General features: G+C 64.6%; 23 protein-coding genes, 1 tRNA gene and 1 pseudogene. 15 read left to right on the top strand and 10 right to left on the bottom strand.

All coding sequences use genetic code 11. The features are described 5' to 3' along the window. Entirely contained in the window at positions 1 to 1,065 is a 1,065-nt protein-coding gene (folP, locus tag WC729_RS26900; protein ID WP_372857692.1) for a dihydropteroate synthase, read from the top strand. Here the strand turns inward: folP and WC729_RS26895 are convergent. From WC729_RS26895 to WC729_RS26885, 3 genes are all read right to left on the bottom strand, one after another. Further along, complete coding sequence (locus tag WC729_RS26895; RefSeq protein WP_372857690.1) at positions 1,058 to 1,492, bottom strand: DUF1772 domain-containing protein; 435 nt, start codon at positions 1,490 to 1,492, stop codon at positions 1,058 to 1,060. The genes folP and WC729_RS26895 overlap by 8 nt on opposite strands. After that, positions 1,489 to 2,703, bottom strand: coding sequence for a Gfo/Idh/MocA family protein (locus tag WC729_RS26890; RefSeq protein ID WP_372857689.1), 1,215 nt, complete (start codon positions 2,701 to 2,703; stop codon positions 1,489 to 1,491). The genes WC729_RS26895 and WC729_RS26890 overlap by 4 nt, the downstream gene beginning before the upstream one ends. Positions 2,704 to 2,800: 97 nt before the next feature. Beyond that, the gene (locus WC729_RS26885) at positions 2,801 to 4,222 is read right to left on the bottom strand and encodes a sigma-54-dependent transcriptional regulator (protein ID WP_372857687.1); all 1,422 of its coding nucleotides are present in this window, start codon (positions 4,220 to 4,222) and stop codon (positions 2,801 to 2,803) included. 143 nt (positions 4,223 to 4,365) lie between these two features. Between WC729_RS26885 and WC729_RS26880 the strand changes: the two genes are divergently transcribed. The 8 genes from WC729_RS26880 to WC729_RS26845 all read left to right on the top strand — a co-directional run bounded on the left by WC729_RS26880 (position 4,366) and on the right by WC729_RS26845 (position 10,925). Further along, complete coding sequence (locus WC729_RS26880; protein ID WP_372857685.1) at positions 4,366 to 4,491, top strand: aa3-type cytochrome c oxidase subunit IV; 126 nt, start codon at positions 4,366 to 4,368, stop codon at positions 4,489 to 4,491. A 10-nt stretch (positions 4,492 to 4,501) separates the two neighbouring features. Continuing rightward, the gene (locus WC729_RS26875) at positions 4,502 to 5,635 is read left to right on the top strand and encodes an NAD(P) transhydrogenase subunit alpha (RefSeq protein ID WP_372857683.1); all 1,134 of its coding nucleotides are present in this window, start codon (positions 4,502 to 4,504) and stop codon (positions 5,633 to 5,635) included. A 14-nt stretch (positions 5,636 to 5,649) separates the two neighbouring features. Next, positions 5,650 to 6,363, top strand: a complete 714-nt coding sequence (locus tag WC729_RS26870) for a hypothetical protein (RefSeq protein WP_372857682.1) — start codon at positions 5,650 to 5,652, stop codon at positions 6,361 to 6,363. Between the two features lie 2 nt (positions 6,364 to 6,365). Further along, complete coding sequence (locus tag WC729_RS26865; RefSeq protein WP_301083971.1) at positions 6,366 to 6,665, top strand: NAD(P) transhydrogenase subunit alpha; 300 nt, start codon at positions 6,366 to 6,368, stop codon at positions 6,663 to 6,665. Positions 6,666 to 6,694: 29 nt separating this feature from the next. Continuing rightward, complete coding sequence (locus WC729_RS26860; RefSeq protein ID WP_372857681.1) at positions 6,695 to 8,107, top strand: NAD(P)(+) transhydrogenase (Re/Si-specific) subunit beta; 1,413 nt, start codon at positions 6,695 to 6,697, stop codon at positions 8,105 to 8,107. Between the two features lie 245 nt (positions 8,108 to 8,352). Beyond that, complete coding sequence (locus WC729_RS26855) at positions 8,353 to 9,288, top strand: hypothetical protein (RefSeq protein ID WP_372857679.1); 936 nt, start codon at positions 8,353 to 8,355, stop codon at positions 9,286 to 9,288. A 114-nt stretch (positions 9,289 to 9,402) separates the two neighbouring features. Then, positions 9,403 to 9,478: transfer RNA gene (locus WC729_RS26850), tRNA-Val, on the top strand. A 154-nt stretch (positions 9,479 to 9,632) separates the two neighbouring features. Further along, positions 9,633 to 10,925, top strand: a complete 1,293-nt coding sequence (locus tag WC729_RS26845) for a tyrosine-type recombinase/integrase (protein ID WP_372857678.1) — start codon at positions 9,633 to 9,635, stop codon at positions 10,923 to 10,925. 217 nt (positions 10,926 to 11,142) lie between these two features. Here WC729_RS26845 and WC729_RS26840 read toward each other — a convergent pair whose 3' ends face one another. Next, the gene (locus tag WC729_RS26840) at positions 11,143 to 11,355 is read right to left on the bottom strand and encodes a helix-turn-helix transcriptional regulator (RefSeq protein ID WP_372857676.1); all 213 of its coding nucleotides are present in this window, start codon (positions 11,353 to 11,355) and stop codon (positions 11,143 to 11,145) included. An 859-nt stretch (positions 11,356 to 12,214) separates the two neighbouring features. Further along, positions 12,215 to 13,330, bottom strand: a complete 1,116-nt coding sequence (locus tag WC729_RS26835; protein ID WP_372857837.1) for an IS110 family transposase — start codon at positions 13,328 to 13,330, stop codon at positions 12,215 to 12,217. A gap of 258 nt (positions 13,331 to 13,588) precedes the next feature. Between WC729_RS26835 and WC729_RS26830 the strand changes: the two genes are divergently transcribed. The 3 genes and pseudogenes from WC729_RS26830 (at position 13,589) to WC729_RS26820 (ending at position 15,743) form a co-directional block, all read left to right on the top strand. Beyond that, positions 13,589 to 14,515 carry an ArdC family protein gene (locus tag WC729_RS26830; RefSeq protein ID WP_372857675.1) on the top strand — a complete coding sequence of 309 codons (927 nt, stop codon included), beginning with the start codon at positions 13,589 to 13,591 and terminating at the stop codon, positions 14,513 to 14,515. Further along, entirely contained in the window at positions 14,512 to 14,751 is a 240-nt protein-coding gene (locus WC729_RS26825) for a sigma factor-like helix-turn-helix DNA-binding protein (protein WP_372857674.1), read from the top strand. Before WC729_RS26830 ends, WC729_RS26825 begins: the two co-directional genes overlap by 4 nt. A 71-nt stretch (positions 14,752 to 14,822) precedes the next feature. Continuing rightward, positions 14,823 to 15,743, top strand: a pseudogene (locus tag WC729_RS26820) (HEPN domain-containing protein). Between the two features lie 19 nt (positions 15,744 to 15,762). Here the strand turns inward: WC729_RS26820 and WC729_RS26815 are convergent. The 3 genes from WC729_RS26815 to WC729_RS26805 all read right to left on the bottom strand — a co-directional run bounded on the left by WC729_RS26815 (position 15,763) and on the right by WC729_RS26805 (position 16,929). Next, on the bottom strand, positions 15,763 to 16,263 hold the full coding sequence (locus WC729_RS26815) for a MucR family transcriptional regulator (RefSeq protein WP_372857836.1): 501 nt from the start codon (positions 16,261 to 16,263) through the stop codon (positions 15,763 to 15,765). 113 nt (positions 16,264 to 16,376) lie between these two features. Further along, complete coding sequence (locus WC729_RS26810) at positions 16,377 to 16,589, bottom strand: conjugal transfer protein TraD (protein WP_372857673.1); 213 nt, start codon at positions 16,587 to 16,589, stop codon at positions 16,377 to 16,379. A 16-nt stretch (positions 16,590 to 16,605) separates the two neighbouring features. Next, positions 16,606 to 16,929, bottom strand: coding sequence for a conjugal transfer protein TraD (locus WC729_RS26805; protein ID WP_372857672.1), 324 nt, complete (start codon positions 16,927 to 16,929; stop codon positions 16,606 to 16,608). Positions 16,930 to 17,100: 171 nt separating this feature from the next. Here WC729_RS26805 and traA point away from each other — a divergent pair, with 171 nt between their 5' ends. Beyond that, complete coding sequence (traA, locus tag WC729_RS26800; protein ID WP_372857671.1) at positions 17,101 to 20,004, top strand: Ti-type conjugative transfer relaxase TraA; 2,904 nt, start codon at positions 17,101 to 17,103, stop codon at positions 20,002 to 20,004. A 160-nt stretch (positions 20,005 to 20,164) separates the two neighbouring features. Here traA and WC729_RS26795 read toward each other — a convergent pair whose 3' ends face one another. Together WC729_RS26795 and WC729_RS26790 are read right to left on the bottom strand one after the other, a co-directional pair. Next, a complete protein-coding gene (locus WC729_RS26795; RefSeq protein WP_372857670.1) occupies positions 20,165 to 21,097 on the bottom strand; it encodes a HEPN domain-containing protein in 933 nt (310 codons plus the stop codon). A 45-nt stretch (positions 21,098 to 21,142) separates the two neighbouring features. After that, the gene (locus tag WC729_RS26790) at positions 21,143 to 22,255 is read right to left on the bottom strand and encodes a Fic family protein (protein ID WP_372857669.1); all 1,113 of its coding nucleotides are present in this window, start codon (positions 22,253 to 22,255) and stop codon (positions 21,143 to 21,145) included. Positions 22,256 to 22,309: 54 nt separating this feature from the next. On the opposite strand from WC729_RS26790, the gene WC729_RS26785 reads away from it, so the two are divergent. Further along, a complete protein-coding gene (locus WC729_RS26785) occupies positions 22,310 to 22,528 on the top strand; it encodes a hypothetical protein (RefSeq protein WP_372857668.1) in 219 nt (72 codons plus the stop codon). Positions 22,529 to 22,667: 139 nt separating this feature from the next. After that, entirely contained in the window at positions 22,668 to 23,342 is a 675-nt protein-coding gene (locus WC729_RS26780) for an HAD family hydrolase (RefSeq protein ID WP_372857666.1), read from the top strand. Positions 23,343 to 23,397: the final 55 nt, after the last annotated feature.

Raw genomic sequence — 23,397 nt, 5'->3', positions numbered from 1 at the left:
GTGACGCTCCACCTCCGCCCCGTCCAGTTCGTCGACACACCGGTCGGCCGCGACGGCGAGGTCACGCGGCTGGCGGGCGGGATGGCGTGGTTCTCCGCTTATGAAGTGATCGAGGGCGGCAAGCGCCGCACCGTGCCGATCGCCGCGTTCGAGACCGCGCTCGGCGGGAACGAGCGGGCGGCCAGGCTCCATGCGGCGATCACCGCGCCCCGCCCGGCGCTGACGCTCGGCGACCGCGTACTGCGGTTCGACCAGCCGTCCGTCGCGGCGATCCTCAACGTGACGCCCGACAGCTTCTCCGACGGCGGCAAGCTTACCGATCCGGCCGCGGCGGCTGAGGCCGGGTTCGACCTCTCGGTCAAGGGGGCAACGCTGATCGATGTCGGGGGCGAATCGACCCGGCCCGGCGCACCTTTGGTATGGGAAGGCGATGAAGTGAAGCGCGTCGTGCCCGTCATCGAACGGCTGGCGAAGAGCGGCGCGCTGATCTCGGTCGATACGCGCAAGGCAGTCGTGATGGAGGCGGCGCTGGCCGCGGGCGCGGCGATCGTCAACGACGTGTCGGCGTTGCTCTGGGACGACCGTGCGCTGGATGTGGTCGCGCGGGCGGGCTGTCCGGTGATCCTGATGCATTCGCCCGATCCGAAAAAGGGCCCGCATGGCGGCGAGGGCTATCGCGACGTGCTGACCGAAGTGTTTGACTGGCTCGAGGCGCGCGTCGCTGCCGTGGCAGCGGCGGGAGTGGACCGGGCGAAGATCATCGTCGATCCCGGCATCGGTTTCGGCAAGTCGCTCCAGGACAATCTCGCGCTGCTCAACGGGCTGGCACTGTTCCACGGCCTGGGCTGCCCGATCATGCTCGGCGCCAGCCGCAAGCGGATGATCGGGGCGCTCTCCAACGAGGCGCCGGCCGACCAGCGGCTCGGCGGGTCGATCGCGCTGGCGCTGAAGGGGATCGAGGCGGGCATGCAATTGCTCCGCGTGCATGACGTGGCGGAGACGGTGCAGGCGCTCCGCGTATGGCGCGGACTGAAGGACGCCGCGCTGGTCGCGCGGATCAGCTGACCGGAGCCAGCGCCCGGATATAGCAGGCCGTCGCCGCCAGGCCGAACAGGGTGCGGGCGGCGTGGAGCCGGCCCCAGCTCTTGATCAGCGGGCGAATCGGCGCCGGATCGTCCTCGGCCTTGATCGCGGCGAGCCGGTTGTTGACTGGCAGGATGATCACCAGCGTCCAGGGCAGGTTGGTCAGCATCAGCAGCGCGCCGAGCAGGAATGGCCATTGGCCCCCGGTCCACCAGGCGGCTGCGCCAAGCCCCGCGCCGATCAGCGCGAGCGGTGCCTGCATCAGCGTGCCGCGCTTGTAGGCGGGCAGCCATTCCGTCAGCAGCGCGCGGTCGTCGAGCTTCAGCCGGGCGGGCTGCTCGGCGAAATTGATATAGAAAGCCGCCCCGGCGAACAGCGCGGCGACAGCGAGGGCGAGAAGCCCGGTCATGCCGGATGCGGCAGGTCGACCACCGCTGCGGGATCATGGGCGCGCTTATAGGCCCAACCGGTCTTCACCGTCGCGCCGCCCTTCGCGACCGATTCGAGGATCGCGGTCATCAGCCGCACATCCTGCAGGCCTTCCTCGCCGGGCGTGACCAAAGGCACCTTGCCGCGCACGACATCCGCCATCCAGTCCATCTCGCGTTCGAACTGGTCGATCTCGGTGATCTTCGGCGCACCTTGGGCAGCGGGCACGCCGATCAGGCTGAGCTTGTTGCCGCCATAGAAGCAGCCCGGATCGGCGACGAGCCGGCCATTCTCGCAGAATACCTGGTACGCCATGGTGCCGGCGCAGGAGAAGGACGTGGTGCCGTTGGCGATCGTACCCGAGGGGAAGCGGAACTGCCAGGAGACGACGTCCTCCACGGTCCTGAAGCGCGGATCGGTGCGGTCGGTCTTCGCCCAGGCGCGCACCTCGATGGGTTCCTCATTGAGCAGGTAACGCGCGGCGTTGATGCCATAGACGCCCATATCGGCAAGCGCGCCGCCGCCCGACATCTTCATGTCGAGCCGCCACGCGTCGGACGGGTCGGACAAGGTGGATTGCCGGCCCATATCGGTGGTGACGATGCGCGGCTTGCCGAGCGAGCCAGAACGGAGCCGACGCATCGCCACCAGGTTCAGCGGCTCGTAGTGGCAGCGATAGGCGATCATCAGCTTGCGATCGGCGGCTTTCGCGGCGGCGATCATCGCTTCGCCATCGGCCACACTGGTCGCCATCGGCTTTTCGCACAGCACATGCTTTCCGGCTTTCAGTGCGCGAATGGTGTATTCGGCGTGCATCGCATTGGGCAGGACGATGTAGACGACCTGGATGCGCGGGTCCTTCGCCATGCGGTCGTAATCGGTGTAATTATAGATCGCGTCGGCGGGCAGGCCATTCTCCGCCGCGATGCGCTTCGCCTTGACGGGATCGCCGCTGACGACGGCGACAAGCTTGGCGCTCTTCGCCGTCTTCAAACCGGGGATGATCTGGCCGAGCGCGAGCTTGCCCAGACCGACGACCGCGAAGCCGATCTTGTCGTTGTCGGGCAGTGCAGGCCGATCCTGCGGTTCGGCAGAGGGACCCGGTTTGGCGATCGCGGCTCCTGCGACGGCGACCGACGCACCGGCCAGGCCGAGCTCGATCAGGGTGCGGCGCGAAATCTCGTTCGGCATGCGGCTCTCCTCCCGGCTTCTCGCGAGAGTCGCGGGCCGTGGAGAATCCTATAGCATTCCACGATGTCGGTGACGAGATGGTACCGGTAACGTGGACTCAGGCCGCGTTGTCGATGCCCAGCTCGCCGAGCTTGCGGTAAAGCGTCGAACGACCGATCCCGAGCCGGCGGGCGACTTCGGTCATGCGACCGCGATAATGGCCGATGGCGAGGCGGATCACGTCTGCCTCGATCTCCTCCAGCGCGCGCAAATTGCCGTCGGCGTGGAACAAGGTGACCCCGCCGCTGGTCGCCATCGGCAACGGCCCGGGCGTGGTGTGCCGCTGCGAGCCGAGCGCCGCAATCTGCGGGAAATCGAGCCGGGTCAGCGCATCGCCGTCGCAGAGCACGGCGGCGCGGAACAACGCGTTCTGGAGCTGGCGGACATTGCCCGGCCAGTCATATTTGCCGAGCAGCGCCAGCGCATCGTCGGTGATGCCGAGTTCCCGCAGGCCCGGCTGCTCGGCGATTCGTGCGAGCAGGTGGCGGGCGAGCGCCGGGATGTCGCCGGTGCGCTCGCGCAAGGGTGGGATCGTCACCTGGACGACGTTGAGGCGGTAATAAAGGTCCTCGCGGAAGCGGTCGGCCTCGACTTCCTCGATCAGGCGCTTGTTGGTCGCGGCGATCACGCGGACGTCGACTTCCTTGGTGTGGCGCGCGCCGATCGGCTGGATCTCGCCCGATTGCAGCACGCGGAGCAATTTCACCTGCGCCTCGAGCGGCATCTCGCCGATCTCGTCTAGAAAGAGCGTGCCGCCGTCCGCTTCCTGGAAACGGCCGATCTTGCGCTCGAACGCCCCGGTGAAGGCGCCCTTCTCGTGCCCGAACAATTCCGATTCGACGAGATTGGCGGGGATCGCGCCGCAATTGACCGCGATCATCGGTTTCTTGCCGCGCGGCGAGGCGGCATGGATCGCCTCGGCCACCACTTCCTTGCCGACGCCGCTTTCGCCCTCGATCAGCACCGGCACGCGCGCACGGGCTGCCTTGGCGGCGATGGCGAGCGCGGCGCGGAAATCGGGGGCCGAACCGACGATCTCGTCGAACGCGAGCAGCGCAGGGATTTTCTCGGTCAGCGGGCGCAGCTCGCCCGCCGCCTTGCCGGCGACGGCGGCGTCGAGCGCGCAGAGCAGGCGTTCCGGGGCGAGCGGCTTCACCAGGAAGTCGCTCGCACCGGCGCGCATCGCCGCGACGGCATGCGCCACGGAGCCGTTTGCGGTGAGCATGAGGAGCGGCAGCGCCGGGCGGCGCTGGCGGATTTCAGTGATGAGCGCGGTCGCGTCGGCGTCCGGCGCCCAGTGATCGAGCAGGATCGCATCGAGCTGCATGCCGTCCTGCGTGCCCAGCATGGCGATCGCCATTTCGCCGTCATTGGCGAACACTGCACGCCATCCGCGCCGCGCGGCGAGCGCCGCGACGAGGCGGCGCTGCGCCGGTTCGTCGTCGATCAGCATCAGCAATCGCTGTCCGTTGCGCGTCATTCCGCTTGTCCAATCGTCCCGGTTCAAGCGGTAACCATAGACCTTAGGTGTAAAAGCGCCCTTAAACGCCCCAAGCTGGGACTTGAGAGACAGCGCCGTGACCGCTAAGCAGCCCGCACAGAGTTACAGGCAGGGGACGACCGATGGCCGGAGACGGCGAGATCAAGGTTCACGAAGCGACCTACCATCAGGTGATCGCGCTGCTGAAATGGGGCGCGGTTGGCTGTTTCCTGATCGCCTTTCTGGTGATCTGGCTGATCGCCGGTTAAGCGGCCGCGGGTGAAGATCGCAGTCCTCAAGGAGCAGGCCGAAGGCGAACGCCGCGTCGCCGCGACCCCCGAAACCGTCAAGAAGTTCATCGCGCTCGGTGCCGAGATGGCGGTCGAGTCGGGGGCTGGCGACACGGCATCCTGCGCCGACGCCGATTATACCGCGGCGGGCGCGAGCGTCGGCACACGGGCGGCGACGCTGAAGGGTGCCGACATCATCCTCGGTGTGCAAGGGCCTGATCCGGCAAGCCTGAAGGGTGCGGCGCCGGGCGCCTGGCTCGCCGCCAGCCTCAACCCGTTCGGCGCCGGAGAAAATGGGGGGCGTGCGCGCGTCGACGGCTATGCCAAGGCCGGCATCGAGGCGCTGGCGATGGAATTCATGCCGCGCATCACGCGCGCTCAGTCGATGGACATATTGTCCTCCCAGTCGAACCTGTCGGGATATAAGGCGGTGCTCGACGCCGCGGCCGAATATGGCCGCGCCTTTCCGATGATGATGACGGCAGCGGGCACGGTTTCCGCCGCGCGCGTCTTCGTGATGGGCGTGGGCGTGGCGGGGCTGCAGGCGATTGCCACGGCTCGGCGGCTGGGCGCTCAGGTCTCCGCGACCGACGTGCGTTCGGCGACCAAGGAGCAGATCCAGTCGCTCGGCGCCAAACCGATCTTCGTCGAGAATGTCGCCGGGATCGAAGGCGAGGGATCGGGCGGCTATGCCGGCGAGATGTCGCCTGAATATCAGGCGGCGCAGGCCGAACTGGTCTCGGGCCATATCGCCAAGCAGGACATCGTCATCACGACGGCGCTGATTCCGGGGCGCCCGGCCCCGCGCCTCATCTCGGCCGCGCAGGTCGCATCGATGAAGCCGGGCAGCGTGATCATCGATCTCGCGGTCGAACAGGGCGGCAATGTCGAGGGCGCGGTCGCGGGCGAGGTCGTGATCGTCTCGGGCGTGAAAATCGTCGGCCACCGCAACGTGCCAAGCCGGCTTGCGGCGGACACTTCGGCGCTGTTCTCGCGCAACCTGTTCAACTTCCTGAGCGCCTTCTGGGACAAGGAAGCGGGCCGGCCGGTGCTCGACGAAGAGATCGGCGACGCGATCCGGCTGACCAAGGATGGGCAGGTCGTGAACGCGAGGTTGACGTGATGAGGATTGGGGCGTTGGCACTCGGCATCCTGCTGACGCTCATGCCTGACGCGGCGCTACCGCAGAATGCCGCGGATAGCGGGTCCATTCGCTACATCTTCCGGACACTGCTCGTGCCTGACCAACCTGCCGAGCGATCACCGACCGTTTCCAAGAATGACCCTTGGTTTTCCGGTAAGGCTGTACCGGTCCGGGCGATGGCTCTCGATGCCGATATTCCAATAACCGGGGCCGCGATCGTCTTGTCGCGCGGGGCGGTGCTGTCGGTCGCCGACAGCGACCATCTCATCGCATGCCAGCGCGAGGTGGTGCTTTCAGCAGGCGTTGGCGGCATGGGCCGGTCGCCGGTCTGTCTCGTTGACCTCGATCGGGACGGCAGGTTCGACGGATGGTTCAAAAGCAGTATCAACCTCATCTGGGGCTGCTGCAACGGCCATCTTCAGAGGAGCAGGGTCCGGCCAATTGCGCCGGCCGGCGCCACCGAACTCTCGCCCGACAGGGTTCGCGCGCTCGACCCTTGGGGGTATTTCTCGATCCGCTATGCGCAGGGGATGCTGACGTATTGTTTGGGAATTTCGGACGTCTGCCAGCAGAAGGCGCCAAGGATTAAGCCGTCCGAGATCGAACAGACGACTGAGTTCATGGGCGGACTATTCGGTTATCGAAAGCTGGAAAACGGAAAATTGGCTGTCCGGATGATCCGTGATCCGCAGGAGGCGACATACTAGCTATGGACTTCATCTCGATCCTGTCGATTTTCGTCATGGCCTGTTTCGTGGGCTATTATGTCGTCTGGTCAGTCACGCCCGCGCTGCACACGCCGCTGATGGCGGTGACCAATGCGATCTCCTCCGTGATCATCGTCGGCGCGTTGATCGCGAGTTCGGCGGCGGCGGGCGGATCGGCCTCGTCGAAGTGGCTGGGGCTGCTTGCGGTGGTGTTCGCCAGCGTGAACATCTTCGGCGGGTTCGCCGTCACCGAGCGGATGCTCGCCATGTACAAGAAGAAGGAAAAGCCCGTCGCGAAGTGAGCGGTGTGAGGTTTTTGGGGGTTTAGCACATGCACGAAGCAGCACCGGTCAATCCCTGGGTAGCGCTGGCATACCTGATTTCGGGCGTCTGCTTCATCCTGGCGCTGCGCGGCCTGTCGTCCCCCGCCAGCTCCCGGCGCGGCAATCGCTACGGCATGATCGGCATGGCGCTGGCGGTCGGCACGACGCTGTTCATCCATGAGGTCGCCTCGCTGCCCGAAATCCTGATCGCGATCGCGATCGGTGCCGCGATCGGTATCGTCACCGCCCGGAAGATCGCGATGACCGACATGCCGCAGCTCGTCGCGGCCTTCCACTCGCTGGTCGGCATGGCCGCGGTGCTGGTCGGCGTGGCGGCGTTCCTCAACCCCGAAGCCTTCGGCATCATGGGCGCGGACGGCGAGATCCTCACCGTCAGCCGGATCGAGATGGGGCTCGGCGTCGCGATCGGCGCGATCACCTTCTCCGGCTCCGTGATCGCTTTCCTCAAGCTCAACGGCAATATGGGCGGCAAGCCGATCATGCTGCCGGGCCGCCATGTCATCAATCTCGGCGTGCTCGCGGGCATCCTCGGGCTGATCGCCTATTTCACCCAGGACCAGAGCCCTTGGATCTTCTGGACCGTCACGCTGCTCAGCTTCGCGATCGGCTTCCTGCTGATCATCCCGATCGGCGGGGCCGACATGCCGGTCGTGGTGTCGATGCTCAACAGCTATTCGGGCTGGGCAGCGGCGGCGATGGGCTTCACCTTGCACAACACCGCGATGATCATCACCGGCGCGCTGGTCGGATCGTCGGGCGCGATCCTTTCCTACATCATGTGCCGCGCGATGAACCGCAGCTTCATCAGCGTCATCGCCGGCGGCTTTGGCGGCGACAGCTCGGCCGGCGGTGCGGCGGCCGCGACCGACCGGCCGTGGAAGCGCGGGAGCGCCGAGGATGCGGCCTTCCTGATGCAGCAGGCCGAGCAGGTCATCATCGTGCCTGGCTACGGCATGGCGGTCGCTCAGGCGCAGCATGCGCTGCGCGAGATGGCCGACAAGCTGAAGGAGCACGGCGTCCGCGTGAAATATGCGATCCACCCGGTCGCGGGGCGCATGCCGGGGCATATGAACGTGCTGCTCGCCGAGGCGAACGTGCCCTATGACGAAGTGTTCGAGTTGGAGGACATCAACAGCGAGTTCGCCCAGACCGACGTCGCCTTCGTCATCGGCGCCAACGATGTGACCAATCCGGCGGCCAAGACCGACAAGACTTCCCCGATCTACGGCATGCCCGTGCTCGATGTGGAAAAGGCCAAGACGGTATTGTTCGTGAAGCGCAGCATGGGCGGGGTGGGCTATGCCGGCGTCGACAACGACGTCTTCTACATGGACAACACCATGATGCTGCTGGCCGACGCCAAGAAGATGGTCGAAGAGATCGTAAAATCCCTGGATTGAGCGCGAGCGCTCGATCGGCTTCCAATCCCGTCATCGCTCGATCGCTTCCGCGTTCGGCGCGCCAGACACCGATTGCATCCATTTCGGTTTGAAGCGTTGCGCCGGTGACGGAGGCTTTTGAGCGATTTCGGGACTCATACCTCCATTTTGGACGTACTCATGGCTAACCCATTCCTACTAAGCGGGTATTTTTGCAGGATTCCGGGCCGAGGGGGCGACCGGACCGCACGATGGTGGGGGCTATGATGCATTCGGCAACGGACGCGACCTACGCCATGACCGTCCCCGCGCTGATCGTCGCTGACGACGGCGCGGAGGCTTTGGCTGCGCTGGAAGCGATCTCGCTTGCCGGCGGCCGTTCGCTTGGCCGGGTCGGCTGGGCGGAAGCAGCGGAGCGCCTCCAACAGCATAGCGTGCTGGGCCTGTTGGTCGTCGAAGCCGAGGATGTTCCCGATGCCGTCATTGCTGCCGTCCTGCCGCACGTCGATGCCCTTGCGCGCGCCATCGACGCGCGCGTCGTCGTCTCCTTTGCCCGCCATCAGATCGATCTGGTCGCGGCCCATCTGTTCGGTGACCATGTCGATTTGCTCTGCACCCCGTCGGTCGCCGATCGGGTGGCAGCACTCGCGGTCGCGCTGATGCCGCGCACCGGCCGGCTCCAGGATTCGAAGCGCGACGCCGATTCGACGCGCCTGAGGCAGCTCAACAAGGAGATCGCGCGGATCGCCGAGATCATCGCCCGCCTGAACAATGAAGAAGGCGAGCCGATCGGCAGCGGCCCAGGGCTGAAGGGCCATTCGAGCGATCGCGACCCGACCCCAGAGCAGGACGCGCCGCCGGTCGCCGCGCGCGACGTGCGCGAGGTGATCCGGGCGCGCCGGCTGCGCGATCAGTTCTTCGAGCGCGGCCTATTCGAGGATCCCGCCTGGGACATGCTGCTCGACCTGTTCGCGGCGGAGCTGGAGCAGACCCAGGTCTCGGTATCGAGCCTGTGCATCGCTGCCGCGGTCGCGCCGACCACGGCGCTGCGCTGGATCGCCAAGATGACCGAGGCAGGCGTATTCGTGCGCCATGCCGATCCCTTCGACAAGCGCCGCGCCTTCATGGCGCTGTCGCCCAGGGCGCGCGACGGGATGCGGGATTATTTCGCGGCGGTGAAGCGGGGCGGCCCGGTCGCTTGAGGCCCGCACCCATCGCTTGACCCTTGCTCATCGCAGCCGACGGTGGCAACGGGCGCTATTCCAGAGCAGCGATTTTCGAATCGCCGGGCAGTGCCGGCGCGAAATCATCTGTGAGGGCGATTAGCTCAGTTGGTAGAGCGTCTCGTTTACACCGAGAATGTCGGCGGTTCGAGCCCGTCATCGCCCACCACCCCTTCGTTTCAAGGGGTGCCGGAACGCCTCGCTACCTTGCGAAATCCCAGTAAAACTGCCATTTCTTGGTTCATCGCTTCCGGCGCCGTGCCACCAAAGCGCACGCGCGCTGGGGGCACTTCGGGGGCACGGAACCAGATGGAGGGGGCATCGTGTCACTCACCGATTTGCAGGCCCGAAAGGCCGCGCCGCGCGACAAGGATTACAAGCTGGCCGATTCGGGCGGGCTCTACCTTTTCGTCACCCAGAAGGGGTTCAAATCGTGGCGCCTGAAGTACCGTTTTGCCGGGAAGGAGAAGCGCCTTGTTTTTGGTCCCTACCCAGAGGTGACCCTGGCCAAGGCACGTGAGGAGCGAGATCGAGCGCGCGCGCTCTTGCGCGAGCATCGCGACCCAGCCCTTGAAGAACGCAAACGGAAGATGGCCGCGTACGCTGCTTCCGGCGTGACCTTCGAGCGCGTGGCCACGGAGTGGCACGAAGCACAACGCGCCCGCTGGTCACCTGTCCAAGCGAAGAAGGTCATCCAGGCGTTCAACCGGGACGTGTTTCCCGCATTCGGCGCGCTGCCCCTCACCGACATCGATGGCCCCACGATTCTTTCGATGTTGCGCACTGTGGAAGCTCGGGGTGCGATCGACTCGGCGAAACGGATTAGGCAACACGTCTCTGCCGTTTTCAGTTACGGGATGGCCGAAAGTTTGGTTGGCAGCGATCCGGCTGCAACCATCGGCCGAGCCCTCAAACCCATTGGGAAGAAGGGAAAGCAGCCGGCGTTACGGTCTGTCGAAGATGCTCGTCGGTTGCTTCTCGACATGGAGGCGTCCACCTCCAGTCCACTCACGAAGCTTGCCTCGCGCCTACTCGCGCTGAGTGTCGTCCGGCCGGGCGTGGTTCGAACCGCGCAATGGGTCGAATTCGAGGGCATCGACTGGACCGTACCGAACGTTCCCGCGGCCGCTGCGATTTGGCGAATACCGGCGGACAAGATGAAACTAGAACTCAGCGACAAGTGCGAGGAAGCGTTCGAACACGTCGTTCCTTTGCCGCCGCAAGCCGTCGAAGTCCTGCGGGCGCTACGGCAACTGACCGGCTCGATCGCTTTCCTGTTCCCGAGCAGCCGGTCGACCCGAAAACCGATGTCGGAAAATGCGATCGGCTACATGTATTTTCGAAATGGCTATAGCGGCCGGCATGTCCCACATGGCTGGCGGGCAACCTTCTCGACCATAATGAACGAGCGGGCGATTGACCTGAAGCGGCCAGACGATCGAGCTATCATCGACGCAATGCTGGCCCACAGACCCAAAGGCCTTTCCGCGTCTGAGATGGCTTATAACCGAGCCCTGCACATGACGCGGCGACGGGAGCTTGCGACCGAATGGGCCGATCTGCTGATTCAGGGCCTCCAGCCTGCTTCCGCTCTCCAGGGCGGGCAAGTCAGATAGCCGGTGAGCACCAATCGGATTTCTGCGCCGCTCAGGGGACGATACGCTGATCGTCTATCCGGATGAAGTTGCGCGGCATATCCGGAGCATGCGCCGTTTCAGGAAATCGTCGGAAATTCGCCTCCCTTCTCTCTGACACCTGCGACAAAAAGGCCGCTCGCTTCATCGCCGCGACGGCCTTCTGTGTCACGCCGCCCGATCGCGTGGAGCGTCCGCCTTAGTCCTGGGGATGATCGGCTGCGTCGTAAAATTGCCGGTTGCGTAACCACTCAGTAATCGCGGAAACGCGCCAGCCCGTGCAGCGGGTACTGAGCTTGAGACCCTTCGGAAACGTCCCGTCGCCCATCTTCCGGTAGACGGTTGAGCGACTGAGGCCGGTGCGTTGGAGGACGGTTTTCAATCGTAGGATACTGTCGGGTGTTTCACTCACGGGATGCTCCTGTGTGCGTTGGTCTGGCTCCCCGCGAACAGGATTGGGATTCGGGCCAAAGGTGCAAGGGGAGTGGCGCTACTTGACGCCATCAGGCGACCTCTGGCGCGCAATGACATACCTTGGCGTAGGTTCGATTTTGAGCTCGGACCCCTCACGGCGTCTCACACCTTTGGCATGAGCGCGCTCTACGCCGCTGATGCGCCGCGGAGTCGCTCTTTGCGCGCCTCGGTCCATTCGGATGACGATCGACTGACGCTGGATCGACCGGGATCGATCCAGGCCGGCGCAGGCCGGCAAGCGGAACGCGGTTGAATGGAGCGCGCACTGGCGCTTCTTGCGAAGCCGCCAGGGGTCGCAGCGCCTTTGTTTTTCCGCGTCGCACACTCGATCCGGCCGGAGGGCACGGCGGCGGCTGGCCCCCAAGGCCCGCGCGCACGCCGCCGCGCCGGACGGCCGGATTCAAGGGTGCGCTTTTGATCGGCCCTGTGGGGCCGGGCAGCGCTGCGCGCTGGTGATGCTGCGGTCGCCGCGCCGGGCGCGGCGGCGTTTTGCCTCCGGCACTCGAACTGGCGGGGTGGGCGTCGCTTCCCTCTCTGATGATCGATTCAAGTGCTTTCGGCGAGCGCCATCGGGCCGTGGCGCAGACGGCCGCTATTCGTATAGGCGGGCAAGGTCGAAGACGGGGCCGCAGACGTCGGTGAACACGCTCTGATGCGCGGGTTGGGTACCGCATTTCCGTTTTTCGTCCGGGGCTGCTCCAGTCTAGTGTCGGGCGTCGGCGATGCCGGCCACATACAGGGTATCGGACATTCCCCACGTGGCCCCGCCTTCGGCCTTGCCGGCCAGGAAGTGAGCGTCACGCCTCGATCGGCACCTCCCGACCGATCGCCCATATGAAGGCCGCAAGCTCGCGTGCGACGGCGACCACCGCGATGGTGCTGCGCTTGCCGCTGGCGCTGAGCTTGCGATATCGCTCGCACAGGCGGCTTTGCGCCTTCCACGCGATGTCAGTGACCGGTTTCGGAAGGTCCTCAATGATGTGGATCTTCTCGCGGCGGATGCGAGGCGCATGCCGATAGCCCCATGACGCCTCGACGAGCGTGCGCCGCACGATTGCGTTGCCGCGTCTGGTGATGCCGCCTCGCTTGACCCGGTCGCCCGTCGAGCGCTCCGATGGGACCAGCCCGACATAGCCCATCAGCTGGCGGGGGTTCTCGAACCGGGCCAGGTCGCCGAGCTCCGCCATCAGCGTCACCGCGGAGATGAGGCCGATCCCGCGCAGCGCCTGCAGCGCCGCGACCACCGGTGCGAGCGACCACTCCTCGAGCATGGCCTCGATGGCCGCTTCGGTCCGCTTTTGCCGCGTCTCGGCATCCGCCACAGCCTGCAGCGCTTCGCCCAGCGCGATGTCGGATGCGCGATGGCCGAGATTCTGATCGGCGAGCCATCGGCGATGCTTGGCGCTCCAGGTCTTTTTTCCGGGATAGAGGTGCCCGTGACGAAGCATCATCGCGCTGACCTGCTGGCGCTTCATCCGGGCGTCCCGAACGGCTGTTTCTCGCGCCCGGACGAGATCGCGCATCGCTTCGTGCGGCGCATCAGGCACCCACACGGGTGTCAGTTCGCCCGCCCGCAGCAGCCTCGCGAGATCCATGGCATCGCGGCGGTTGGTCTTGACCCGATCGCCTGGCCGACGCGGCATCGAGGTCGGCGCGATGACGATGCTGTCCTGACCCAGATCCTTCAGGCACCGGTGGAGGCCGTACCCCGTCGGCCCCGCCTCATAGCAAAAGTGCAGTTCATCGTACCTCGCGGCCAACTTTGCCACGAGCTTGCGAGTCGCCTCCGGCGTGTTGGGGATCTCGCCTAAGTACCGGATTTCGCCGGTTCGGCCGGCGTCGGCGATCGCCACAGCGTTGTGCAGCTTCGCCACGTCTAGACCCACGAACGCTTCAGAACCATGCTGTCCCATGCTCGCTCTCCTCACATTGAGCCATGCATTCTCCACCCTCTCTCCCTCGCGCGCGAGTGCGCCGGAAAGGGAAGGGTGAGCAGCGATCATACGGTCTAGTCCCGCAGCGGCGGGCAGCAACCCGAGGCAAGCCTCGGGTGCGGCACCTTGTTGGCCCCTTCGGGTGCAACCCGCCGCTCTTGCGGGACTGCCGGTCCGCTCCTGCCGCCCACCCCGCCATTCCGGCGCCGGTTGCGGTGTTTGAGAAGGAGCGAGGCAGTGAAGAAATCTGTTCAGGCGCAGCGTACGGCCACCAGTCTTTATGCGGAGGTGACGGATCGGATCGTCGTGGAGCTGGAGGCGGGGCGGCTGCCTTGGGTCCAGCCATGGGGCGATACGGGGGCGGATGTGGGCATGCCCTGCAATGCCGGGACGGGGCGGCGCTACTCGGGTGTCAACGTTCTGATGCTGTGGGTGGCTGCGATGGAGCGGGGCTGGTCGTCGCAGCGCTGGCTTACCTATCGGCAGGCGCAGGCCCTGGGCGGCAATGTCCGGAAAAGGGAGGTCGGAACCACAGTCTGTTACGCGGATCGGTTCACGCCGAAGGATCAGGACGACAGCGAAGGGTACGGCGAGGAGGCGCGGCAGGTTGCGTTTCTCAAGCGGTTCACGGTCTTCAATGTCGACCAGTGCGAGGGGCTGGGTGCGGACCTTGTTGCGATGCCGGCTCCGCTAGCCGAGGATCAGATCGTGCCGGTTGCCGATGACCTGATCGCGGCAAGCGGCGTGGACTTCCGGATCGGCGGATTGCGGGCCTTCTATGTGCCGGCGGAGGACCTTGTCGTGGTGCCGCCGCGGCGGGCCTATTTCGACGAGATCAATGCTTATCGGACGTGGCTGCATGAGCTGGTCCATGCCACCGGGCATGCGTCGCGGCTTGGGCGGGACCTGACCAATCCGTTCGGGTCGGAGGGCTATGCGCGGGAGGAACTGATCGCCGAAATGGGATCGGCGTTCCTGTGCGCGTCGCTCGGGATCGTTCCGACCGTCCGGCATGCCGATTATATCGGTTCATGGCTCGAGGTTTTGCGGGAGGATAGCCGGGCGATCTTTCGGGCGGCGAGTGCTGCGAGCAAGGCGGCGGACTGGCTGCTCGAGCGGCACGCCAGCGCCTGTCGCGAATTCGCGCAGGAGGAAGCGGCATGACGCGCCGGGCACGCGAGGCTGCCGAGCTTGTCCGGCTGGCGGCCGCGATCGACACGCTGCCGATGGCCGAGCGCGCGGTCTATCTGCTGGGGGCGGTGGATGGTCTCGATTATCCCCGCATTGGCTTCCGGCTTGGCCTGTCGGTCGAGGAGGTGGAGCGGCTCACTGCCAGCGCGGTGCTTGCCGTCAGTCGCGCCCTTGACCGGGACGATGAGCCACAGAAACCTCAGGAATGAACGCGCTTTCCCGGCGATGCCCGGCTTTACGGCTGGGCATCGCCGGATCGATCCGGCTAGGATGAATGGCAATGCGTACCGACCTCGACCACCTGCCCGCTTCCAAGCAGCGCGAACTCGCGCATATCGTGCGCGTGCTGTTCGAGGAATTCGCGGATTCTACCGCGCGGGCGACCTCGCCCTGGAAGAAGAACGGGCGCATCCTGAAGATCGTCCTGTACGGCTCCTATGCGCGCGGCGGGTGGGTCGACGATCCAATCGGCGGCTATCAGTCCGACTACGACATATTGGTTGTGGTCGACGAGGAGCGGCTGACCGACGTGGTGGACTATTGGTCCTCCGCCGATGACCGGCTGATGCGGGACATGACGATCAACGGAGCGCTCAGCGCGCCGGTCAATTTCATCGTTCACAGCCTCAAGGATGTGAACAAGCAGCTTGAGTAGGGGCGACCGTTTTTCATAGACATCGTCGAGCAAGGGATCGCGCTCTACGAGGCGGAAGGGTTCCCGTTCGCGAGCCCGCGCAAGCTGCCGCCGGAGAAGGCTCGCGCCGAGGCGCAGAAGTATTTTGACACTTGGTTTGCGAGCGCGTCGCGACGCATTCGTGCGTTCGAGTTAGAAACGCGTGAGGCCGCCGTGGACCCCGAGTGGCGAAAAGATGCGGCCTTCACGCTGCATCAGGCCGCTGAGCGCCTCTATCACTGCACTATGCTGGTGCTGACGCTCTATAGTCCGAAGTCGCACAAGCTCAATTTCCTCCGCTCGCATTCGGAAGAGATCGCGCCCGCGCTAATCGGTGCGTGGCCGCGCGACGACAAGTTCAGCCGACGCTGCTTCGAACTCCTGCGTCAGGCCTATGTCAACGCGCGCTACTCGCCTGAATACAGGGTCAGCGCGGAAGAATTGGGCTGGCTTGGGGCGCACGTCGCCGAGTTGCAGACTCTCGTGAAGTCGGTATGCGAGGCGCGGCTCGCGCCGTCCGGTCAGTGACCGAACGGCGCCCGCAGGTTTAGGCCTTTTTAGGACGGCCGGGACCACGCTTTGCGGTCGGAGCCGCTGCGGAAGCCGCCGCCTTCGCTTGCCGGCCCTTCTGGCCGAGTCCAATCTTCATCGCCATTTCGCGGCGCGCGGCCGAATAGGTCTCCGCGACCATCGGGTAATCGGCCTTGAGGTTGTAGCGCTCGCGATACTGCTCAGGCGTCAGGCCGTGGCCGGACAGATGGCGCCGGAGAGTCTTGTACGGCTTCCCGTCGATCATCGAAATGATGTGGTCTTTCGACGCGAGTGATTTGCGCGCCCCGACAGCCGGCGTGTACTCCGGCTGAGATGCCGCATCTTCCGTGGCCTGTGCTGCGGAAGTGCCTTGTGCCAGCTCGGTCACCGTCGCGTGCATCTTCTCAAGAAAAGCCGGCACGTCGTCAACGGAAGCGCGGTTGTTGGGATTGCCGAGCCAGGCAATGGTGAGCTCGGTCGCGAGTTCGACGGCGTTTGGAGTATCTTCGTCAGACATGGAGATTCCGATCATTGGAATGGCGGCAACCTTATGGTGCCGCTTGAATTCATTCCCCCCGGAAGCACTCGCCATGTCGTGCCCGGCGGGAATAGGCAATATTAAAGACAGGATTAGGGTGTGGCGGACACTTCGAAGGCGCGTTTCCCTCGTCGGCGCCACAGTGTCAGTGCTTGTTCGCGATCGTCGCTTCGCAATGCGACACCCGCCTCAATCAGGATTCCGAAGATGACGGCGCGGTCATCATCGGTCAGCTCGATCAACCCGGCCTTGGCAATCAGCCCGCCAAGCTCGATCAACTGACGCGTTCGCTCGCGGCGCTTCACGACCCAGTCTCGAGTGTCAGTTCGTGCCCGTTTGAGCTCGAGGCGGTGTCGCGCTGCTGTCGCCCGACGGAGTGCTGCCCTGGTTGCCACCAGCATTGCCAGCTGCGTTGTCCGCGCGCTGAAAGAAGGCAGCACCGCGCTTGCTCCAGCTCTCCTTTGCAGCTGCGTCCTTGTTCGCCACGCCGGCCAGGAGAAGACCGGCGAGTTGCTCAACGGACAGGTCATCGGCGCCGGTTGCGATCACCAACTCGCCGAGCTGATGCACCTTGCGCTCTTTCAGCTGCCTCGCCTTGTCAGTGAGAGCTTTCAGTTCCGAATCAAAGTCGCGGGGTTTGCGCATGCTGATGTCTCCGATTGAGTGTCGAAGGTAATCCAGTTAGTGAGTGGTTCGATCAGCGTAAACAGTGTGGAATGATGTGGGACGAACCAGTCCCGAGTTAAATGAATATTTTTGAGGGCGCGCTTATACGTCGTGCCGACGTCGCTTTTGAAGTGTAAGTGGATTGCCGTCATGGCGATCTACCATTTTTCGGCCAAGGTCATCTCCCGCGCTGCTGGGTCGAGCGCCGTTGCTTCCGCCGCGTATCGCTCCGCCTCGCGGCTGCACGACGAGCGGCTGGACCGGAACCACGACTTCTCGAACAAGGCTGGCGTCGTTCACTCCGAGGTGATGCTGCCGGACGGCGCGCCCGAGCAACTCGGCGATCGGGAGAAGCTGTGGAACGAGGTCGAGGCAGCCGAGAAGCGGATCGACGCGCAACTTGCGCGCGAGGTCGAGTTCGCCATCCCGCGCGAGATGACCAGGGAGCAGGGGATCGAGCTCGCGCGCGATTTCGTTCGCGATGAGTTCGTCGATCGCGGGATGATCGCCGATCTCAATGTGCATTGGGACGTCGGCACTGACGGAATGCCGAAGCCGCACGCACATGTGATGCTGACAATGCGCGAGGTGGGAGAGGACGGGTTCGGCAAGAAGAACCGCGACTGGAACCGCACCGATCTTCTGGAAAAATGGCGCGAGCGCTGGAGCGAGCACGTCAACCAGCGGCTTGCCGAACTCGATATCGACGCGCGGATAGATCACCGGTCGCTGGAGGCGCAGCGGATCGAGCTTGAGCCGCAGCACAAGATCGGGCCGGCGGCGTCGCGCATGGCGGGGCAGGGGCTGGAGTCCGAGCGGCTGGACGAGCACCACGCCATCGCTCGCGCGAACGGCGAAAAGCTGCTGGCGAACCCTGCGCTCGCGCTGGACGCGATCACGCACCAACAAGCTACGTTCACGAACCGCGACCTTGCCATGTTCGTCCACCGACATAGCGACGGGAAGGAGCAGTTCGATCGGGTGATGGTGGCCGTGAAGGCCGCGCCCGAGCTGGTTCCACTCGGCACAGATGGGCGCGGGGAAGAGCGGTTCACCAGCCGCGACATGATCGAGACCGAGCAGCGGCTTGAGCGTGCGACGGGCGCGATGGCCGGGCGCGATCGGCACGGTGTCAGCGACCGGGAGCGCGCGATCGGCGACGCCGAGCGGCGCGGCCTTGTGCTGTCGGCCGAGCAGCGCTCTGCGTTCGACCATGTCACCGACGGCAAGGATCTGGGTGTCGTCGTCGGCTATGCCGGCACCGGCAAGTCGGCGATGCTGGGTGTCGCGCGGGAGGCTTGGGAGAGCGCCGGCTATCACGTTCAGGGGCTCGCGCTGTCGGGGATCGCGGCCGAGAATCTGGAGAGCGGATCAGGGATCGCGTCGCGCACGATCGCCAGCATCGAGCATCAATGGTCGCAAGGTCGCGAGTTGCTGGATCAGCGCAGCGTGCTGGTGATCGATGAAGCCGGGATGATCGGCACGCGGCAGATGCAGCGTGTGGTCTCCGAAGCGGAGAAGCGCGGCGCCAAGATCGTGCTGGTGGGCGATCCGGAACAGCTTCAGGCTATCGAGGCGGGTGCTGCGTTTCGTTCGGTCGCCGAGCGTCACGGCGCGGTCGAGATCACTGACATCCGCCGGCAGCAGGAGGACTGGCAGCGCGATGCAACGCGGCATCTCGCGACAGGGCGGACCAGCGAGGCAATCCAGGCGTATGGCGAGCGCGACATGGTGCATGCCGCCCCCACGCGAGGCGATGCGCGCGAGGCGCTGGTCGATCGCTGGGATCGCGACCGGCTCGCCAACCCGGATGCTTCACGCATCATCCTCACCCACACCCGGGACGAAGTGCGGTTGCTCAATGAGGCGGCGCGGGAGCGGCTTCGTTCGGTGGATCAGATTCGCGAGGATATTTCCATTAATACCGAGCGCGGTTCACGCGACTTCGCCTCCGGTGACCGGATCATGTTCCTGAAGAACGAGCGCAGCCTTGGCGTGAAGAACGGTACGCTCGGAACCATCGAAGGCCTCACCACCGCGCGCATGGCGGTGCAACTCGATGATGGGAGATCGGTCGCGTTCGACGTGAAGGATTATTGCCAGGTCGATCACGGCTATGCCGCTACGATCCACAAGGCACAGGGGATGACGGTCGACCGAACGCATCTGCTGGCGACGCCGGGGATGGATAGTCACTCGGCCTATGTCGCGCTGTCACGCCACCGCGACGGCGTGGACCTGCACTACGGCAATGACGACTTCGCCGATCAGGGCAGGCTGACCCGCACGCTGTCGCGCGAGCGCACAAAGGATATGGCGAGCGACTACGTGCAGGATCAGAACGAGCCGGATCGCTCGTTCGCCGAGCGGCGCGGCCTCACGTTCCGCGAACGCGTGGCAGCGGTCATCGAGAAGGTTGTGCCCGAGAAGATGCGGGACCTGTTCGATGGACTGCGGCTTCACGTAACGGCACCCAAGCAACTCGCGCCCGAGCCTCAGGAAAGCCCGACTGTCGCACGGGACCGCATCATCGCGCGACATGCTCGCGCGGTGCAGGTCATCTTCGAAATGCAGGACCGGGGCGGGCATGAAACGATCGAACAGGTGCGCGAGCTCAACGAGGCACGCGGCGATCTGAACGCGATCCGCGCGAACGCTTCTGACGACGCGGAGAAAGCGTATGCGCGCGACGCGACGCTGGCGCCCGAGGCGGCAGGTGGTGACAGCCGAAGGGCGCGAGAGGCGATTGCGCGCGAGCGCGACATCCGGACCGATCCAAAGCTACGCGCCGATCGGTTCGTCGAGCGTTGGAACAAGCTCGGGGAGCAGTCGCAGCGCGCCTACGAGGCTGGCGACATGAAGGGTCGCAGGACTATCCGAAGTGAGATGGTGGGCATGGCGAAGAGCCTCGAGAAAGACCCGCAGCTGGACTCGATCCTGGCCAATCGGAAGGCTGAGCTTGGCATCACATTCTCCACCGGGCGCAGCATGAGTGCAGAGCTCGCGCTCAATCATGGGATCGACTTGGGCCCGGGGCTTGGGATTGGGATGTAGCGATGTCTGCCTCGCGCACCGATCTCCGGCGTCCGAGCAGCCTGTTGCTGATCCGATAACCGGACATCGGTCCACGTGAGATTGAGGGACTACATGGACCAATGTCGGCTTCGGGATTGGCCTAGCGCCAGCTGGACGACCGAGATTAGGCGTATACGGGTCAAGACGAGAACGAACTAAGCCGCAGATTGCCCGCCAAGTGTTCGCTGCAAGCAGCCTGTACCAGTGAGCGCAGATCAGAGGCGTGATTGCCGAGCCAGTCAAGCTCTTCGCCGCTGACTTCGTAGTGGGGCGAGTAGCGGGCGTTCACATAGGCTTGCCGTAATAGCTCGAAGCACCTTCGGCTAAATTTGTCATCGCGGGGCCAAGCTCCAATTAGGCTTGGTGCGATCTGCTCGGATTGCGATCGTAGAAATTTTAGTCGATGAGATTTTGGACTATAGAGCGTCAGTACAAGCAACACACAGTGATAGAGTTGCTCGGTGGCTTGATGTAGTTCAAACACCGCCTTGTTTCGCCAGAACGGGTCGTCACCCTCACTGCGCTGCAGTTCAAATGTCCTGAAAGAACGACTGGCGATACCAAACCATCGATCGAAATGTTCTTTCGCCTCGGCGCGAGCCTCTTCGGGCGGCAGATCGCGCGGTGCTGCGAACGAGAACCCTTCCGCCTCATAGAGCGCGATGCCCTGCTTCAAGATGTCAACGAAGAATGGCCGGCCACGCTCAAGCTGCTGGTTCACCTCGGTGAGGGTGTGGACGATGAAGCTGACCGGCGCGCTGAGTGCCTTGTTGATCGTGAGGTCGCGCATCAGTCTGTCCTCGGCGGCCGACCAGAGCTCGAAGTCGGTGAGGCGCTCGTCGTTGACGACGATCAGGATGTCATAGTCGGAGGTGTAGCCGCCGATCGGATCGTCGACCCAGTCGCCCCGGGCATAGGAGCCGTAGAGCACCAGCTTTAGGATGCGGCCCTGCTTCTTCCATTTCTGGGTACCCGTGGCGTGCGCGGCCTCGAATTCCTCGAACAGGACGCGCACGACATGCGCCAGCTCGCGCTGCTTCGAGGCGGGCAGATGGTCGAGCTGGTCACGCATTGCCTGATCTTCCTAGCCGCAAGACGGCGCCGATGCCCACCCTGTTCAACGGGCTGGCTCGCGCAAGAGATGATAGCTGGTGCTGCGGCCACCGCCTTCGTCACGCGCGAGCACGCCTTTTTCAAGCAGGTCCTGGATGTCCCTGAGCGCCGTGTCGTTCGACGTCTTCGCCATCTTGGCCCATTTCGACGTGTTGAGCTTTCCCTCGAAGGGACCGAGCAGGCGATTGATCATCAGGCGCTGACGCTCGTTGAGCGGCGTGTCGGCATGGCGCTCCCAGAAGCGCGCCTTGTCCAGCACCGCTGACAGCGTCTCCTCGGCGCCGTCGATGGCGCGTTCCAGGCAATCGAGGAACCAGGCAAGCCAAGGCGTGATGTCGAGATCGCCCTTCTGGGTCTTTTCGAGCAGGTCGTAATAGGCGTTTCGCTCGGCGCGGATTTGCGCCGACATGCTGTAGAAGCGCTGCGCGGTCCGTTCCGATCGGGCGAGGGCGAGATCGGCAATGGCGCGGGCAATGCGGCCGTTGCCGTCGTCGAACGGATGGATCGTCACGAACCAGAGATGGACGACGCCAGCCTTGAGGACGGGATCGATCGCCGTGTCGGTCTCGAACCATGCGATGAACGCCTGCATCTCCTGGTCGAGTCGATCGGCCGCGGGTGCCTCGTAGTGCACACGCTCCCGACCGATCGGTCCGGAGACGACCTGCATCGGACCACCCTCATCCTTGCGCCACGCGCCGACCGTGATCGCGCTCATGCCGCTCCGCCCCGTCGGAAACATCGCCGCGTGCCAGGCGAACAGGCGGTCGGCGGTGAGGGGCGCTGCATAGTTCTGCGTCGCGTCGAGCATCATCTCGACGACACCCTCGACATGCCGGTCGGCGGGGATCAGGCCGCCGATGTCCATCCCGAGGCGGCGGGCGATCGAGGAGCGCACCTGGTCCTTGTCGAGATGCTCGCCCTCGATCTCGCTCGATTTGAGGACGTCCTCGGTCAGGGTCGTCAGCACCGCCTCGCTGCGCAGGGTGAAGCCGAGGGCGCCCATATGCCCGATCAGCCGGCCCTGGCGATGGCGCACGGCACCGAGCCTGGTGGCAAGGCGGTCGTCGCGCCATAGGAAAGTCGGCCAGTCGGGTCGCTCATGAATGAAGGTCATTATTCGCCGCGTCCTTTGCGGTGAATATAGCGCGTAATCGCCGCATGGCAATGGATGTTCACCGCACCATCTGCGGAGAATAAGCGCGACATTCGCCGCATCGCGCCGGCGAGCATGGTCTGGCAGTGCCTGGATCGGGGCATCCTCCGGATCCGCTTTGGCAGATGCCAGGGCGCCTCGGCCATCCGTTTCGAGCGACTCGGAATGCAAGGCCGAGGCGAATTTTCTTCCGACACGGCAATCGCCGACGCGCTCGCTGCGATACGCAAATAACTGATATCGCGTTCTAATAGTGGGGCCGTGGGGCGGGTCATCATAGTGTCACAACTTCTATTGACCAACGGACAATAATAGCTCACTATTCTGAGAATGCCGGGGATGGGGTCTGTCCCCAGGCGAGCGGAGACGACTCATGGATCGCTGGATTTCGTTCGATTGTTACGGGACACTCATCGATTGGCAGAAGGGAATGTCCCATTCCCTGGAGATCGTCGCACCAAGCCGATCGCTCGACCTGATGCGCCACCACCGCCAGGTCGAGGGCGAGATCGAACTGGAGCGGCCCATCCTGACCTATCGGGAAGTTCTGGCGCGCTCGGTTCGGCAAATGGCCGATATCGAGGAGGTCAATCTCTATCCCGGTGACGAGCATATCCTGGCCGCGACGCTGCCCTTCTGGAATCCCTATGCGGATACGGGCCCGTCGCTGGCCGCGATCAAGGCGCTGGGCTGGCGGATCTGCATCCTCTCGAACGTCGACCGCGACCTGATCGCCCAGACGCTCGAGCATTTTCCGGTCGAGATCGACATGGTGATCACGGCCGAGGACGTGGGATCGTACAAGCCGGCACCGGCGCACTTCGAAGAGTTTCGTCGCCGCACCGGCGACGCCGAGATCGAGTGGGTCCATGCCGCGGTCAACCTGGAATATGACCTGGTGCCGACATCGGCGATGGGCGCGACGACGATCTGGATCAATCGCGAGCGAGAGACCGGCAGGGAAACGGCGTTCCTCCACCGGGAGCTTCCCGACATGACCGAGCTGGCCGGCACGCTCGCGAAACTGGGCGCAACAGCGCCAGCCTAGGCAGGCGCGCTCGACGCGCGCGTGCACATTAAAATCTGGAACACATATCGAACAA

Source organism: Sphingomonas sp. (assembly GCF_041661825.1).
Classification (GTDB): Bacteria; Pseudomonadota; Alphaproteobacteria; order Sphingomonadales; family Sphingomonadaceae; genus Sphingomonas.
The sequence above is the reverse complement of the archived record's forward strand: the minus strand, read 5'-3'. Positions and strand labels throughout refer to the sequence as shown.

Bases quoted from the DNA above. Each gene is read 5' to 3' on its own strand.
- traA (WP_372857671.1), top strand. From the start codon at position 17,101: ATGGCGATCTACCATTTTTCGGCCAAGGTCATCTCCCGCGCTGCTGGG.
- WC729_RS26780 (WP_372857666.1), top strand. From the start codon at position 22,668: ATGGATCGCTGGATTTCGTTCGATTGTTACGGGACACTCATCGATTGG.
- WC729_RS26855 (WP_372857679.1), top strand. From the start codon at position 8,353: ATGCATTCGGCAACGGACGCGACCTACGCCATGACCGTCCCCGCGCTG.
- WC729_RS26885 (WP_372857687.1), bottom strand. From the start codon at position 4,222: ATGACGCGCAACGGACAGCGATTGCTGATGCTGATCGACGACGAACCG.
- WC729_RS26860 (WP_372857681.1), top strand. From the start codon at position 6,695: ATGCACGAAGCAGCACCGGTCAATCCCTGGGTAGCGCTGGCATACCTG.
- WC729_RS26815 (WP_372857836.1), bottom strand. From the start codon at position 16,263: ATGTCTGACGAAGATACTCCAAACGCCGTCGAACTCGCGACCGAGCTC.
- WC729_RS26805 (WP_372857672.1), bottom strand. From the start codon at position 16,929: ATGCGCAAACCCCGCGACTTTGATTCGGAACTGAAAGCTCTCACTGAC.
- WC729_RS26895 (WP_372857690.1), bottom strand. From the start codon at position 1,492: ATGACCGGGCTTCTCGCCCTCGCTGTCGCCGCGCTGTTCGCCGGGGCG.
- WC729_RS26865 (WP_301083971.1), top strand. From the start codon at position 6,366: ATGGACTTCATCTCGATCCTGTCGATTTTCGTCATGGCCTGTTTCGTG.
- WC729_RS26825 (WP_372857674.1), top strand. From the start codon at position 14,512: ATGACGCGCCGGGCACGCGAGGCTGCCGAGCTTGTCCGGCTGGCGGCC.
- WC729_RS26790 (WP_372857669.1), bottom strand. From the start codon at position 22,255: ATGACCTTCATTCATGAGCGACCCGACTGGCCGACTTTCCTATGGCGC.
- WC729_RS26785 (WP_372857668.1), top strand. From the start codon at position 22,310: ATGTTCACCGCACCATCTGCGGAGAATAAGCGCGACATTCGCCGCATC.
- WC729_RS26795 (WP_372857670.1), bottom strand. From the start codon at position 21,097: ATGCGTGACCAGCTCGACCATCTGCCCGCCTCGAAGCAGCGCGAGCTG.
- WC729_RS26880 (WP_372857685.1), top strand. From the start codon at position 4,366: ATGGCCGGAGACGGCGAGATCAAGGTTCACGAAGCGACCTACCATCAG.
- WC729_RS26890 (WP_372857689.1), bottom strand. From the start codon at position 2,703: ATGCCGAACGAGATTTCGCGCCGCACCCTGATCGAGCTCGGCCTGGCC.
- WC729_RS26835 (WP_372857837.1), bottom strand. From the start codon at position 13,330: ATGGGACAGCATGGTTCTGAAGCGTTCGTGGGTCTAGACGTGGCGAAG.